13 protein-coding genes are annotated in these 15,056 nt (G+C 39.8%); 6 read left to right on the forward strand and 7 right to left on the reverse strand.

Annotation, left to right across the window (positions count from 1 at the left end; translation table 11 throughout):
- Nucleotides 1-32: 32 nt before the first annotated feature.
- Both WNY79_RS12660 and WNY79_RS12665 read left to right on the forward strand, forming a co-directional pair.
- Nucleotides 33-398 carry a DUF4870 domain-containing protein gene (locus tag WNY79_RS12660; RefSeq protein WP_024598801.1) on the forward strand — a complete coding sequence of 122 codons (366 nt, stop codon included), beginning with the start codon at nucleotides 33-35 and terminating at the stop codon, nucleotides 396-398.
- 135 nt (nucleotides 399-533) lie between these two features.
- Entirely contained in the window at nucleotides 534-968 is a 435-nt protein-coding gene (locus WNY79_RS12665; RefSeq protein WP_342876019.1) for a YqaA family protein, read from the forward strand.
- A gap of 16 nt (nucleotides 969-984) precedes the next feature.
- Here the strand turns inward: WNY79_RS12665 and folX are convergent, their stop codons facing one another.
- From folX to ycaO, 7 genes are all read right to left on the reverse strand, one after another.
- The gene (gene folX / locus WNY79_RS12670; RefSeq protein ID WP_007377309.1) at nucleotides 985-1,341 is read right to left on the reverse strand and encodes a dihydroneopterin triphosphate 2'-epimerase; all 357 of its coding nucleotides are present in this window, start codon (nucleotides 1,339-1,341) and stop codon (nucleotides 985-987) included.
- A gap of 4 nt (nucleotides 1,342-1,345) precedes the next feature.
- Nucleotides 1,346-1,900 (reverse strand): GTP cyclohydrolase I FolE, encoded by a 555-nt coding sequence (gene folE, locus WNY79_RS12675; RefSeq protein ID WP_024598803.1) that lies wholly within the window; start codon nucleotides 1,898-1,900, stop codon nucleotides 1,346-1,348.
- 22 nt (nucleotides 1,901-1,922) lie between these two features.
- Nucleotides 1,923-2,642 carry a dihydromonapterin reductase gene (folM, locus tag WNY79_RS12680; RefSeq protein WP_342876020.1) on the reverse strand — a complete coding sequence of 240 codons (720 nt, stop codon included), beginning with the start codon at nucleotides 2,640-2,642 and terminating at the stop codon, nucleotides 1,923-1,925.
- Nucleotides 2,643-2,864: 222 nt separating this feature from the next.
- Nucleotides 2,865-3,695: an ammonia-dependent NAD(+) synthetase gene (gene nadE, locus WNY79_RS12685; RefSeq protein WP_342876021.1), complete on the reverse strand. Its 831-nt coding sequence runs from the start codon at nucleotides 3,693-3,695 to the stop codon at nucleotides 2,865-2,867.
- Between the two features lie 68 nt (nucleotides 3,696-3,763).
- Nucleotides 3,764-4,393, reverse strand: coding sequence for a YceH family protein (locus WNY79_RS12690; RefSeq protein WP_024598806.1), 630 nt, complete (start codon nucleotides 4,391-4,393; stop codon nucleotides 3,764-3,766).
- A gap of 43 nt (nucleotides 4,394-4,436) precedes the next feature.
- The gene (locus WNY79_RS12695; protein WP_342876022.1) at nucleotides 4,437-7,796 is read right to left on the reverse strand and encodes an ATP-binding protein; all 3,360 of its coding nucleotides are present in this window, start codon (nucleotides 7,794-7,796) and stop codon (nucleotides 4,437-4,439) included.
- A 107-nt stretch (nucleotides 7,797-7,903) separates the two neighbouring features.
- Entirely contained in the window at nucleotides 7,904-9,664 is a 1,761-nt protein-coding gene (ycaO, locus tag WNY79_RS12700) for a 30S ribosomal protein S12 methylthiotransferase accessory factor YcaO (protein WP_342876023.1), read from the reverse strand.
- Between the two features lie 157 nt (nucleotides 9,665-9,821).
- On the opposite strand from ycaO, the gene WNY79_RS12705 reads away from it, so the two are divergent.
- The 4 genes from WNY79_RS12705 (at nucleotide 9,822) to WNY79_RS12720 (ending at nucleotide 14,952) form a co-directional block, all read left to right on the forward strand.
- A complete protein-coding gene (locus WNY79_RS12705; RefSeq protein WP_342876024.1) occupies nucleotides 9,822-12,107 on the forward strand; it encodes a penicillin acylase family protein in 2,286 nt (761 codons plus the stop codon).
- 58 nt (nucleotides 12,108-12,165) lie between these two features.
- A complete protein-coding gene (locus WNY79_RS12710) occupies nucleotides 12,166-13,014 on the forward strand; it encodes an MBL fold metallo-hydrolase (protein ID WP_342876025.1) in 849 nt (282 codons plus the stop codon).
- Between the two features lie 88 nt (nucleotides 13,015-13,102).
- Nucleotides 13,103-14,635, forward strand: coding sequence for a bifunctional GNAT family N-acetyltransferase/carbon-nitrogen hydrolase family protein (locus tag WNY79_RS12715; protein ID WP_342876026.1), 1,533 nt, complete (start codon nucleotides 13,103-13,105; stop codon nucleotides 14,633-14,635).
- The gene (locus WNY79_RS12720; RefSeq protein WP_076925559.1) at nucleotides 14,635-14,952 is read left to right on the forward strand and encodes a multidrug efflux SMR transporter; all 318 of its coding nucleotides are present in this window, start codon (nucleotides 14,635-14,637) and stop codon (nucleotides 14,950-14,952) included. Before WNY79_RS12715 ends, WNY79_RS12720 begins: the two co-directional genes overlap by 1 nt.
- Nucleotides 14,953-15,056 lie beyond the last annotated feature (104 nt).

Here is a 15,056-nt window from a genome sequence, read left to right on the forward strand (position 1 = left end):
GGCAACATACATAAAACAAAAAGGAGCGTGTTATGGAAGAAAATCAACAGGTTGAACCAGTTAATAAAGATGAGCGCATGTGGGCTATGTTATGTCATTTAAGTGCACTGGCAGGTTTTGTTATGCCGTTCGGCTCAATTATTGGGCCATTAATTGTGTGGTTAATTAAAAGAGATGAAATGCCAGTTGTTGACGTGCACGGTAAAAAGGCGCTTAACTTTCAAATAACGATGGCAATTGCATATGTAGTTTGTTTTTTACTGATGTTTGTAGCGATAGGCTTAATATTACTACCTATAGTGGCAATATTTTCGTTTGTGATGGTAGTGCTAGCAAGTATTAAAGCTAACGAAGGTAAAGAGTTTAATTACCCGCTGAGCTTAAATTTGATAAAATAAACATACAGTTTATTTTTATACCAATTGAATAAATTAGTGAGTTATTTAATACGCTAGAATGATTATGTTTTTAATAAAATTGGTATTATAAACCCAGCTATAGGCTGGGTTTTTACGTTTAGCCATAAGGGCATTATGCTTTATCTCACGTTATTTATTAGCGCATTTATATCTGCCACATTATTGCCCAGCTCTTCTGAGGTGATAATGGTGGGAATGATTGCCCAAGGTAAAGTTAACTTATGGCTTATGTGGTGCGTCGCAACGCTTGGAAACGTGTTAGGAAGCTGTGTTAATTACTGGTTAGGCACGCAGGTATTACGTTTTAAAGATAAAAAATGGTTTCCGGTATCGGAAAAAGGGCTTGATAGCGCACAAAAGCAATTTAATAAATACGGTGTGTATAGTTTGTTGTTTGCTTGGTTACCCGTTGTAGGAGACCCATTAACGGTGATTGGGGGAATATTTAAAGTACGCTTTAGTATATTTTTATTACTAGTAACACTAGGCAAAGGCGCGCGCTATTTAGCGGTTATCGCCCTTGCCGTAGGATTCGAAAAGCTTTTTTAAATAAATTTTTAAGGCCTTATTTAGCCCAATCGAGCGTTAACGACACTGAGTCGGCAAAACGCAGTGCATGTGGTTTATCAACACGTGCTTTAGCGTAATGAACACTTGGGTGTGAGTGACAAACCGCAAGAATTTCAGCCACTAATTTTTCGAGCAGTAAAAAGTGGCCTTGTTCTACTAAGCTAATTACTTCTTTCGTGATCACTTTATAATTAAGTGCTTGGTCTACTTCATCTGTTTTACACGCGTCATCAGCAGGGTAATGAATTTCTAGATTGATCACTACATCTTGCTTTTTCTCACGCTCATCGGGGTTAAAGCCGATAAATGTACGCAGGCGCAAATTAGTAACGTTAATAATTGCATTAGCCATAGGGTTAACCTTTTATAAGCTGCAAAAATTCGTTACGTGTTTTAGGATCGCTTCTAAAGTTACCTAACATTACTGATGTACGCATGCTTGAATTTTGCTTTTCTACACCACGCATCATCATACACATGTGTTTTGCCTCAACAATAACGCCAACGCCTTTAGCGCCAGTAACTTCTTCGACTGCTTTAGCGATTTGATGCGTTAACTGCTCTTGAATTTGAAAGCGACGTGAAAACATATCAACAATACGTGCAAATTTAGACAAGCCTAATACTTTACCGTTTGGAATATAAGCAATATGGCAACGACCAATAAAAGGTAGTAAATGATGTTCACACATAGAGTAAAGCTCTATGTCTTGCACTAAAACCATATCGTCAGCATCAGACGTAAATACTGCTTTATTGGTTATCTCATCAAGCGTTTGGCGATACCCTTGTGTTAAATATTCCATTGCTTTTGCGGCACGTTTTGGCGTATCAAGTAAACCTTCGCGGTTAGCATCTTCACCTACAGCAGTAATTATTTTTTGGTAACTTTCTTTTAACTCGTCATGCATAAGTTTCTCAGTCTAGTGTGTTCTACTTTAAATGGCGTCCGCCATCAACAGGCAAGGAGCGCCCTGTGATGTAGTGGCTTTGTAATAGTAAATCAATACTATTGATAATTTCTTGGCATCCGGGTTCAATGCCCATTAATGATTTTTTAAGGGTTTTAGCTCTATATTGCTCGTCATCATGTTCATTAAAAATAATGAGTGATGGAGCAACCGAGTTTACCTTTATATTTGGTGCATATTTAGCGCTGAACGATTTAGTTAAGTTATCGAGTGCCGCTTTACTTGCTGCATAAGCTAAGTGCTTAGGGCTACCTGTTTCGACTACATAATCAGTAAGGTGAATTATATCAGCAGGTGCTTTAGCACTTTGTTGATAGTTTAAAAGCAGCTCAGCGCACATTAAATTAATTAAATACGGTGTTTTAGCATGTATACGCATCATGTTATCAAACAGTACTGCAAAGTCAGGATTGTTGGCTTCGCAGTCCCAGCTTGATGCATTGTGAACAACAGCGCGTAGCGATGTTGTATGCTCTTTAAGCGTATTTATAAATGCACTTATACCGTCATCGGTACTAAAGTCGGCATAAATACACACAGCACCTTGTTGCTCTAATGCATCAACAGCGTCGTGGCGAGTACGATACGTAATAACAACAGCTTGCCCTTGAGCTATATAATGCTGAGCAAGTGCTAAACCAATACGTTGTCCTGCACCGGTAATTAAGATGGGCGATGTCATATAAGGCAGTGTTCTCTTTGGCGGGTAACTTATACCAATATTATTAAAACAAGATCGATCTATCGTTATTTTCTTAGGGCTATAATAGATCACTAATTTAACGCAATAGGTATTATAAAATTCAAAGCGTTAATTTATTAAAATATACGCAGTTTATTAGTCTGTCGATCAAAAAAGCAATTAATCCTCAAAGGGTTAATTGCTTTTCTTATTTACTAAACATTAATCGTAAATTGTTGGAATTGGTTGGCGCTTATGTTGTGTACGCGTGTAAATACTTACAAGCTTTTGTTCAACATCTTTAGAAACAGATTTACCTTCTAAAAAGTCATCAATTTGCTCATAGCTCAAACCAAGTGCTTCTTCATCTGTTAAGCCTGGGCGGTCACTTTCTAAATCAGCTGTAGGTGCTTTATCTACTAATAAAGCTGGAGCACCGAGCGCAGTAGCAAGTGCACGCACTTGGCGTTTTGATAAACCAAATAGCGGAGCTAAATCGCACGCGCCGTCACCAAATTTAGTATAAAAACCAGTAATGTTTTCAGCACTATGATCGGTACCTACTACTAAACCTTGGCAAAAACCGGCTATTTCGTATTGAGCAACCATACGTTGGCGCGCTTTAACATTACCTTTAATAAAGTCTACTTGCGCTTGCTCAGGCAGTGCTTCACCACAGCCAACTACGGCAGCTATCGCTTGCTCATGCAGTGCATCAGCAGCAGGTTGTACGTTTACGGTCATACGTTTACTTGGTTGAATGAAATCAACAGCTAGTTGCGCTTCGTCTTCATCGGCTTGTATGCCGTAAGGTAGGCGCACAGCAATAAACTGATACTTGTTTGTGTTTTGCTCTTTATTTAGTTCGTTTACGGCAAGTTGACATAAGCGACCGCAAGTTGATGAGTCAACACCACCACTAATACCCAGTATTAATGATCGTGAGTGAGCAGCTACTAAACGTGCTTTAATAAAAGCAACTCGACGAGTTATCTCAGCATTTTCATCAATCGTTGACTGAACCTTCATTTCAGCCATAATTTCGGCGCGCATTGCCAGCTCCTTATAAAATTTAATATGTGATACGCAATAAACTTATTATGTGATTTAGTTTTAATTAATTAAAGTTTTAAATGAGCTTTTATTCTGCGAAGCTCTACTTTTAATTCTTCTACTTCTGCAAGTAAATCACTCAACTCTTTGTCTTTAATTACTTCGCTTGGTAGAGCAACAAAGGCATCAGCGGGATTATTTCGTTGTTCGCCAAATAAATGAATGTATCGGCTGTCGCGTTTACCAGCTTCTCGCTCTAATTTACGCGTGTACTCGCTTTCAATCAGTTTATTGAGTGCTGTTTCTACTTCATTTACGTTATTAAAATCAGCAAGCCTAGCGCTGCGGGTTCTTAATTCACCAGGGGTTTGGGCGCCGCGTAAAAGTAACAAACAAACAATGGCACGTTGCTGAGCAGAAAATTGCAGGTTACTAAACTCAGTGTTGCAAAAGCGGTGGTCGTATTTATTTACGCGACCAGAAAGCCCTTCATCTATAGTTACCAAACGCATGTCTATTAGTTCATCAAGTGCGTTTTGCACGTCACTATCTGTAAGATTTAACACAGGGTCGCGATTAGACTTTTGGTTACATGCGTTCACTAGAGCGTTTAACGATAGCGGATAATGCTCTGGCGTTGTGCTTTGTTTTTCTAGTAAGCAACCAAGAATACGTTGTTGATTTGCTGATAACTGCATAAATAATCTCAAATTAGTAAGCGTATTTTATTAGCTTACACCTTTATTGGATACCAAGCCATTGCTGGAGTTTAGGTTTTAGGGCAGCTAAATCGAGCGGCTTACTTAAATAGTCGTTCATGCCTGCTGCTAGGCATTTTTCTTTATCGCCCTGCATGGCATTGGCTGTAAGTGCAATAATAGTAATATTTTCATTACCCTTACCCGCATCGCCTTCTCTAATGGCTTTAGTGGCTTGGTAGCCATCCATTTCGGGCATTTGGCAATCCATTAAAACTAGCTTATATGGCTTACCTTGTTTTGCATTGAGTTTTACAATTGCCTCAAGCCCATTTTCAGCAATATCAAAAATCACACCTGCTTGCTTTAATAGCGCCGAGGCAACTACTTGGTTTATTTTATTGTCTTCAACGAGTAGTAGTTGTGGCTCTGGTGAATCGAGTACCGGTGCTTTAGTTAGCTTGTTTTGCAGCTGTGCTTGTTGCTGCTGTTGTTCAATGTATTTATCGTTCGTGAGTGAGTCAAACAAATCAGAAGGTGTGAGTGGTTTGAAAATCATACAGTCGACTTCCATACCTACTTTAGACTCCTCAGGTGAATAACTCATTGGCGCCATAAGAACTAACTTGCAACTATGCATATTTATAAAGTTTTTAAGCGCAGTTATATGCGTTTGCGGCGCTTTTTCAAAAAAGTAGTAATCAACTAAAATAGCTTCAGGGTGGGTGGTTACATTATTTAAATAATCATCAACCTCGAGATAGTCACGTAAGCAATTGACCTTTGCACCCCATACCGTGAGTTGTTTGCTGGCTGTATTTGCATTTAACGAGCACTCATCAATAATTAAAATATGTTTGTTTTTAATTAAATGACTCGGTAAATCTTGTTCTTTGCTTAAGCGAGGCTGTATTTGTATTGTGAAAGAAAATGTACTTCCTTCACCTTGCATACTATTTACGCTTACTTCTCCGTTCATTAGCTCACACAGTTGTTTTACTATGGCAAGGCCAAGCCCTGTTCCACCAAACTGGCGTGTAGTTGAGGTATCTGCTTGTGTAAACGAATCAAATAGCGACGCTTGTTTTTTAGGGTCAATACCAATGCCAGTATCAATAATCGAACATTGTAGGAATGAGCCATCAGTTGTTTCATCCACTTTGGCAGTAATAACGACTTCGCCATCAATAGTAAATTTAACGGCGTTGCCAATTAAGTTATTCAAAATTTGGCGTAAGCGGTTAGGGTCACTAATTATTTCGCTAACTGTAATTTGAGTGGCATCTAAAATAAGTTTTGTATTGTTTTGCTCTACTTTTAAAGCAAATGACTCAACCACTTCTCCTAATAACCGTGGCAGATTAAATTGCACGTTTTCAATATCGAGTTTACCGGCTTCAATTTTAGAAAAGTCTAATATGTCGTTAATTATATTAAGTAAAGATTGAGCTGATGACTGAGCAAGTTCGATATGATGCTTTTGCTGCAGATCTAATTGAGTTTGCTTAATTATATTAAGCATACCTAAAACCCCATTCATGGGGGTGCGAATTTCGTGACTCATACTCGCTAAAAATTCACTTTTAGCTTCAACCGCTTGTTCAGCAGTTTCTTTGGCGGTAACGAGTTGCTGCTCAGTTTCAATACGTTTTTGGCTTGAGTATAAACTGCCAATAAGCGCTGCGACGGCAATTAAAAAGCTCTCTTCGTTACGTGACCATACCTTTGGCGATTGACATTGTTCGGCACATACAACACCCAGTGCTCCACTACCTGCAGGAATAACCACGCATAACATAGCTTGAATTTCTAAAGGGTTTAAATAGTGCGCTTTTAAAGGCGCTAAAACAGGATTGTTTAGTGTATCAGGCGCGTTAAATACAGCTTGATGATCAATGGTATTAAAAAAGTTTTTGGCATGTTTCCTTAGCCAGACAGACTCTATTGTGTCGCTTTGTAAGTGCTTGCTATGTACAGCAAACGGATTTAATTGACTCTTATCTTCATTAAAAAACCAAATGCTGGCACGTTTAACGTCAAATGCTTGGCAAATCGATTGTGTGATTATGTCTTTAGATTGACTTAGTTGTCCGTTTAATATGAGTTTATTAACGGTTAGCGACGCGAGTATTTCATTATGCAGTGCAACTTTATTGCTTTCTAATTCAATTTTTTTACGGGTATCAATATTTTGCAATGATCCAAAGATACGAATGCTTCGGCCATTCTTTCGCTCCACTTCACCGTGCGCGAGTACCCATATAGTTTTATTTTCAGCGTTAATAACTTCAAGTTCTACTTCGTAACTTTCACCAAACTTTATAGCACGTTCAATTAACCCGGCTATTTTTTTTCGGCTTTCACCTTCTTTAAAATAACCTAAATCACTTGGCCACTCAGGTTGTGTATCTAGTGAGTATTTAAATATTTTTTTGGTCATGTCTGACCAATAAATTTGCTTGTTTTCTAAATTAAATGACCAAGCCCCAATTTGAGCTAGATCACTCATTGCTTCAAGCATTTTTTCATTTTGTTGCTGACGATTAAGCATTTTTAAAAAGAATAAAAAGGCCCAAATTAATAACCCGCAAATAATAATAATCGATAACCGAAGTGGCCATACAGCTGAGTTTGGGGGGCTCCAACCTATTTTAGGTGCAACATAAAGTTGCCAATTCCCACCTTGAAAGCTTAATGTAAACTCAAGGGGGTCTTGATCTGTTATATTTTGATCACCATAAAAAAACTCCCCTTTTTTGCCTAGCCCATGTCTGCCTTGTAAAGCGACGTTATACTCTTTTTCGAGCTCATAAATACCCGAATTTTTGTAGACTTTATCAATATTAAGAACAACTGAGAGTAATCCCCAAAAGCGATTCTCTGGAGGTACGTAAACAGGAACTCGGGCAATAAGTGCAATGTCACCTTGAATTAATTTTAATGGACCAGCCATAACTATGGTATTTGTATCGCGGGCTCTAATTGCATCAGCGCGTTGGTTTTTTTCTTCTAAGAAGTTTAAACCGAGTGCTTTTTCATTACCTTTTAAGGGGTAAGTCATGCGAATTACCATATCGGGAGCGCCACCAATATTACGAAGCTCATTTGAGGTTTTAAATAGCGGTTGAGCAATTTGTTCAAATTGTTTTTGCTGTAAATTAGGCTGTGCTGCGACGGCAACCCCTAAGCCTCGAACTAGTTGGATATTAGAAACTAAAATAGATTCTAATTGAGCACGATAGGTACTTACTTCAGAGAGTATCTGTAATCTATGTGCATCTTTTACACGATTATAGTTAATACGATCAAGAACGACACCAACTAGTACAGTTAGCGTAAGCGATAACCAAAAGGTCAGCTTAAAGTTATGAACATTTGTTTTGTTATTAGTAGACGGTGGCATTAGCTACATCGTGGCGTTAATTTAGGCAAATTAACTATAGCTAATTTATGGCATAAATGAAAACGGCGCATTAACAAATGCGCCGTTTTATTTTTATAATTAGTAGTTTAGCTATCGCTAACTTCACGCGCCCAATGATTTTGCTTTGCTTCATGTAGCTTGCGGTAACCATCAAGTAGTGCCGCATGCTTTTTAAAGCCTTCAAGCGATAAACCAGGGAAAGTTAAACCGTTAAATTGTTTTTCACCTTCGGCAATTTCAATAGCGAGCGTTACGTTATTAGCGCCAAACATTAAGCCTAACGCATCTTGGTAATCAGCGTATTGGCGCTCGTCATCATATTTTATTTCTAAAATAGCTTTTAAGCAGCGAAAATGACGCATTGCATCTTCATTTACTTGGCCTGTATGAAGTATCCAATCTACCCAATCGATTGCCTCTTCACTGCCTGCAGCTAAGCAAAGGTGCGCTTTAAGCTCACCTATACGTAGTGTGTGCCATGGCGTGTCGGCATCAGTTGCTAAACCAATAAATTCTGCGGCGCGAATAATATCGCTGTGACCGGCTTCTTCAAGGCTGTCGTAAATCTCCATCCATTGCTCGGCATCGTACTGATCAAGCGATAGGAATGTTTCGCGGAATTTAGCGCCTTCATTGTTATTACGCCAAATTAGTTCATCAACAGGGTAAATGTCTGACATGCCCGGTACTAAAATACGACATGCATATACGTTTAGGTGCGTGTAATCCATGATGTAGATATCATGATCCATGCTGTGAATTAGGTCAGTACAGAAATTATATTCTTGCTCTGTTGTGCCGCTAAAGTCCCAGTGTACAAATTCAAAGTCAGGTTTTGCACGGAAAAAATCATGTGAAATCAAACCACTTGAATCAATAAAGTGCAGTTCAATGTTCTCTGGTGTTGCTACTTCATCGTTATCAAATGTTGCTGGTTGAAATACATCTAGTTGATCTAAACGGCGACCTTGTAGTAACTCGGTAACGGTACGTTCAAGCGCAACTTCAAATGAAGGATGAGCACCAAAAGAGGCAAATACTGAACCATCTGTTGGGTTAATAAGCGTTACGCTCATTACAGGGTATTTGCCACCAAGTGATGCATCGGCAATACGTAAATGAAAGCCATGGCTGCGAAGTTCTTCACACGCTTCGTGAATTTTAGGGTATTGCTTAACAACATCTTCAGGCACGATTGGTAAACAAATACCTTCGGCGATGATGCGGTTTTTAATAGCGCGTTCAAATACTTCTGATAAACCTTGTACGCGTGCTTCAAATTTTGTGTTACCTGCACTCATACCGTTAGATACAAAAATATTACCAATAACATTTACTGGAATGTATACGTCTTGGTTATCGCGTTGACGCGTGTACGGCAGGGTACAAATGCCACGATCAATATTGCCTGAGTTAAAATCAAAAAGGTGTGATGCGGTAAGTTCGCGCTCTGGGTCAAAGTAATCCCATAAGCTCTCGTCCATAATGCCTTGTGGTACTTCATCGCCTTCAACTTTAAACCATTTTTCGGTTGGGTAATGAGTAAACTCGCCATTGGCAAATTCTTCACCTAAATAAAAGTCTGCAAAAAAGTAGTTACAGCTTAAACGCTCAAAGTATTCACCTAGCGCTGAGGCAATAGAGGCTTTGTCGGTTGCGCCTTTACCATTGGTAAACATAACACCGCAATCACTGTCTTTTATATGAACCGAATAACAGTTAGCTACAGGGTTAAGCCAAAGCGCTTCTTCAACATTAATGTTTAGGGCTTTAAGCTTGTTTTGCATGGTAGAGATTGACGATTCTAGGTCGCGGTCTTTACCTTTGATAAATGTTTTTTCAGTCATATTTTACTCAACTAGTTCTGCACGATGTGTGGAGCCGACATTATCGTGGATTTTGATGTTTATTTCACCCTTTGCGAGCAAGAACATTATTATTTAATAAAACTATGGTTATTATATGCCCTTAACGCTTGGTCAAAAACGTGCAAAGGAAAGGTTGATGTTTAAAGTAATCAAACGCTTGTTGTTATTAATTGTGATTTTAGGACTGGCAAGTACCGCCGTTGTTTATGGTGTACTTACTTTAAGTTTACCCGCCCTTGATGGAAACGGACGTAGTAACGCAGTAGTAGAGCCTGTAAAAATTTCGCGCGATGCACTAGGGCAAGCAGTAATAAACGCAAATAGCCGAAACGACGCCGCCTATGGTTTAGGTTATGCGCATGGGCAAGACCGCTTTTTTCAAATGGATTTATTAAGGCGCAACGCTGCAGGCGAGCTAAGTGAATTATTTGGTGAAGCGGCGCTGGGGCTCGATAAGGAAATGCGTTTTCATCAATTACGTAAACGCAGCCAAATTATTTTACGAACGCTGCCTGATGCAGATAAGCAATTACTTAAAAGTTACGCTCAAGGTGTAAACGAAGGCTTAGCGCAAGTAGGGTATTCAAGCTTTGAATATTTACTAACGGGTGCAAAACAAAAACCATGGCAAAGCGAAGACAGCCTATTAGTTATATTTAGCATGTACCTTGATTTGCAAAGTGCCACATTTAAGCGTGACCAAGCACTCATTCAAATTGAGCAAGCGTATGGTAAGCAAATGGTTGATTTTTTAACGCAACCGAGCAAATACCAAGCCGCACTTGATGGCAGCAAATTAGCAACTTATAACGGCGGCATACCTATTTTACCCACTCAAACACAGCATACAGTTAAAAATATTGAAGCTAACCAAGAGCGCGGCAGTAATAACTGGGCAGTTACGGGGGCGCTTACTAAAACAGGTGCGGGTATGGTGTCGGATGATATGCACTTGTCGATGGCAGTACCTGTAATTTGGTACAGAGCGCAATTAAATTATATACAAAATGGTGAGCAAACTCAGGTAACCGGTGTATCGCTGCCCGGAGCGCCCGCCATTGTAGTGGGCACTAACAATAATATTGCATGGGGGTTTACTAATGGCTATTTAGATACCGCCGATTGGATTGCATTAAACGATAACAGTAAAACATGGCAAGTGGATGAGCCTATTGCATTACCCGATGGGGAGGTTGAAAGCTACTCATTAACGCTTAGCGAATACGGTCCTGTAAAATACATTAACGAAAAACCTTATGCATTGAGCTGGGCGGCACATCAGCCCTACGCCGTTAATATGCAACTCTTAAAATTAGAGCAAGCCAAAACAGTAGATGATGCACTTGCTGTAGCAAGCGATGTGGGAATACCGGTGCAAAATCTAATGGTGGTCGACAGCCGAGGCAGCGCAGCGTGGAAGCATATGGGCGGTATACCAGCGCGTAAAGCGCCAAGTGAGCTTGGCGTAAATGCCGATGACTACTCAGCGCTTTGGCAGCAAAGCGAGTTACAACGCCCATTTGTAAAAAACCCACAAAGCGGTCGATTATGGACTGGTAATTCTCGCGTGGTGTCGGCTGAAGATAATACCCGTTTTGGTAATGGTGGCTATGCACTCGGTGCACGTTCGAGCCAAATTCGCGATAGATTATTTGAAAAACAAACATTTGCAGAGAGCGACTTTTACGCACTACAGCTCGATAACCAAGCTCGCTTTTTAATGCCTTGGCATGCTTTGCTATTAAAGCAATTAAAAACCGATCAAACCAAAAATCAGCAATATATAACAGCGCTCGAAAATTGGCAGCAATGTGCGTGTTCAACCTCCATAGGGTATACCTTAGTTAAGCGCTACCGCGATGAAGTGATTAATATTTTATTTAGTAATATTGAAAGCCAATTAAATAAACAGCAAGGCACGCTTAAATACGTAAAACGAGATTTAGAGCCCGCAGTTTGGCAGCTTATTAACAACAAACCCGACACATGGTTAAACCCACAATTTAAGAGCTGGGATGCACAATTACACGGTGCATTTAATCAAACCGTTACTAAACTTACTGAGCAATTTGGTAATAACGTACAAGGTTGGCAGTGGGGCAAGGTAAATGAGTTAGTGATAGAGCATCCGTTTGCAAAGCAAATTCCCTTACTTGCTAAGTTTTTAAATATGCCTACAGCACAAGGTTTTGGCGATAGTTACATGCCCGCCGTACAAGGGCGTAGTTTTGGCGCATCGCAGCGCTTTATTGCTCAACCAGGTCATTTAGAACGTGCAATTTTAGCTATTCCGGGAGGGCAATCGGGGCATCCGTTATCTGAATTTTATAGAGCGGGTTTTAGTGACTATGTAGAGGGCAAACATACGCCTTTATTACCTCAAGAATTAATACATCAAATAGTAATAGAGCCTACGCGATGAACTAAAGTATAGCTAAACACGTTCTATATAATCACTAATAAAACAACAGAGAACTAAAATGAAAAAAATACTACCCGCATTAATAACAAGTTTATTACTAAGCACTATAGCGCAAGCCGATGATGGCCCAGTAACAGCACAAAAATTAAGTGACCATGTATACGTACTATTTGGGCAAGGCGGTAATATTGCAGCAAGTGTAGGCGATGATGGCATTTATATTATTGATGATCAGTTTGCCAAGTTATCAGATGATATAAAAAAAACGATTAGCGATTTAAAACCAGGCAGCGCAGAGTTTGTTATTAATACGCATCATCATGGCGATCACACCGGTGGCAACGAAAACTTTGCTAAAGCGGGTGCGCACGTTATAGCACACGACAATGTACATAAACGTCTAGAAGAGCAGCATGGTGCTGATTCAGACTTTTTACCGCGTATTAGTTTTGGTCACGATTTAAAACTGCATTTTAATAACGAACACGCCCATGTAGTGCATTACGAACATGCACATACCGATGGCGATTCAGTTATCTTTTTCAGTAACGACAACATAGTGCACATGGGCGACATTTACTTTAATTTTGGCAGCTTACCGTTTGTTGATGTAGATAGCGGCGGCAGTGTTGATGGTATTTTAGCTGCAGTAGATGACGTAGTTAAACAAATTGACGACAACACTAAAGTAATACCAGGGCACGGTAAGGTAAGTGACCGTTCAGGACTAATAGCGTATGGTAAGTTAGTTCAAAGCGCGAAAGATGTGATGCTAAAAGCAATGCAAAATAATGCAAGCTTAGAGCAAGTACTTAAAGCCGATCCATTGGCAGAACTTGGTCTTGAATACGCAGGCTGGTTACCAAAAGAGAAAGTAACCACACTCTTTTACCGCAGCTTAAAGTAGTACATCTAAAGTAAAAAACATGATACAAAGCTGAATGTATTTTAAAGTGCATTCGGCTTTTATTTTCTTATGCCTAAAGGAGTTGTGTATGTCGGCAGAAAAAACCCATCTTGAAATTTGTAACTTAACCAGAGAGCAATATCCGCAAATTAAAACCTTGATGGATCAAGCGTATCCCGACTTAGGTGGTGCGTGGCCAAGTCATACCATTTTTAGATTAATAGACCAATTTCCTGAAGGACAAATAGGTATTGTAGATGACGGCGTGCTGGTGGGCTTAGCGCTGAGCGTGCAAGTTGATTACACACGCTTTTCAAACCCGCATACCTACGAAGATATTGCAGATGGCCACGACCGTGTATTTAGCGATACCGACGGCGATGCGCTATACGGCTTAGATGTTGCTATTAGCGAAACTCACAGAGGCATGCGCTTAGGTCGTCGCCTTTATGATGCCCGTAAAGAACTGTGCCGCCAATATAACCTACGCGCTATTTTAGCGGGTGGGCGTATTCCACGTTATTTTAATCACAGTAGTGAAATGACGCCAATGGAATATATTGCAAAAGTAGATCAGAGAGAGTTGTACGATCCTATTTTAAGTTTTCAGTTATCTAACGATTTTCAGGTAAAGCGTTTACTTAAAAAGTACTTACCAGAGGATCAAGAGTCAGTTGGTTACGCCACTTTACTTGAGTGGAATAACATTATGTATGAACCAACCGACACGGTACTTGAGTCAACTAAATCAATAGTGCGTGTAGGTGCTGTGCAATGGCAAATGCGCTGCGTTGAATCGGTTGAAGAAATGCTAAAGCAGGTTGAATACTTTGTAGATACCGTATCTGACTACAAAAGTGACTTTATATTATTCCCTGAGTTTTTTAACGCACCACTAATGGGTTTAGGAAATCAAAGCAACCAAACTGAAGCGATTCGTTATTTAGCGGAATATACAGAGACGTTTAAAAACGCAATGTCGCGCATGGCAATAGAATACAACGCCAATATTATTACCGGCTCTATGCCACTTGCCGAAGATGATAAAATTTATAACGTGAGTTATTTATGTCACCGCAGCGGTAAAATAGACGAGCAACGTAAAATACATATTACCCCGCATGAGCAAAACGATTGGGTTATTCAGGGCGGCGATAAAATTGCTGTATTTGAAACCGATGCCGGGCGCGTAGGTATTCAAATTTGTTATGACGTTGAGTTCCCTGAATTATCGCGCATATTAGCAAAACAAGGGTTAGATATTTTGTTCGTCCCATTTTGGACAGACACTAAAAATAGCTACTTACGTGTTCGCCACTGTGCACAAGCTCGCGCAATCGAGAACGAATGTTATGTGGTTATTGCAGGCTCGGTGGGTAACTTACCACAAGTAGAAAGCCTCGATGTACAGTACTCTCAATCGGCAGTATTAACGCCATCGGACTTTTCGTTCCCGCACGATGCAACATTAAATGAAGCCACACCTAATACCGAAATGTTATTATTTAGCGACCTTGATATGGATAAACTAAAAATTCTTCATAGCGAAGGTACTGTGCGCAACTTAAAAGATCGCCGCGAAGACTTATACGACGTAATTTTGAAAAAGAGAGATGTTTAATGGCGTGGATTTATTTGGTTATTGCCGGTTTACTTGAAATTGGCTGGCCGATAGGTTTAAAGGTGTCGCAAAACCCAGATACTCGCTGGCAGGGTATCGCAATAGCGGTGGCATTTTTAGTCGCGAGTGGTTTTATGTTGTGGCTTGCCCAAAAGCAAATATCAATGGGCACCTCATACGCCGTGTGGACAGGTATTGGCGCCGCCGGTACGTTTTTAGTGGGTATATTGTTTTATAACGATGCCGCTACGTTTGGTCGTATTGCGGGAGTATTAATGATTATTAGTGGTGTGATAACGCTAAAAATCAGCTCTTAGAATCAGTTATTAAAACTATAAAAATTATAACAGCGCAGGTATAAAAGCCTGCGCTTTTTGATACTTTTAACCTAGCAACATAACCAACCTAATCTTAAAGTTTA

Origin of the sequence: Pseudoalteromonas sp. AS84, from assembly GCF_038900255.1 — a bacterium.
Taxonomy (GTDB): domain Bacteria; phylum Pseudomonadota; class Gammaproteobacteria; order Enterobacterales; family Alteromonadaceae; genus Pseudoalteromonas.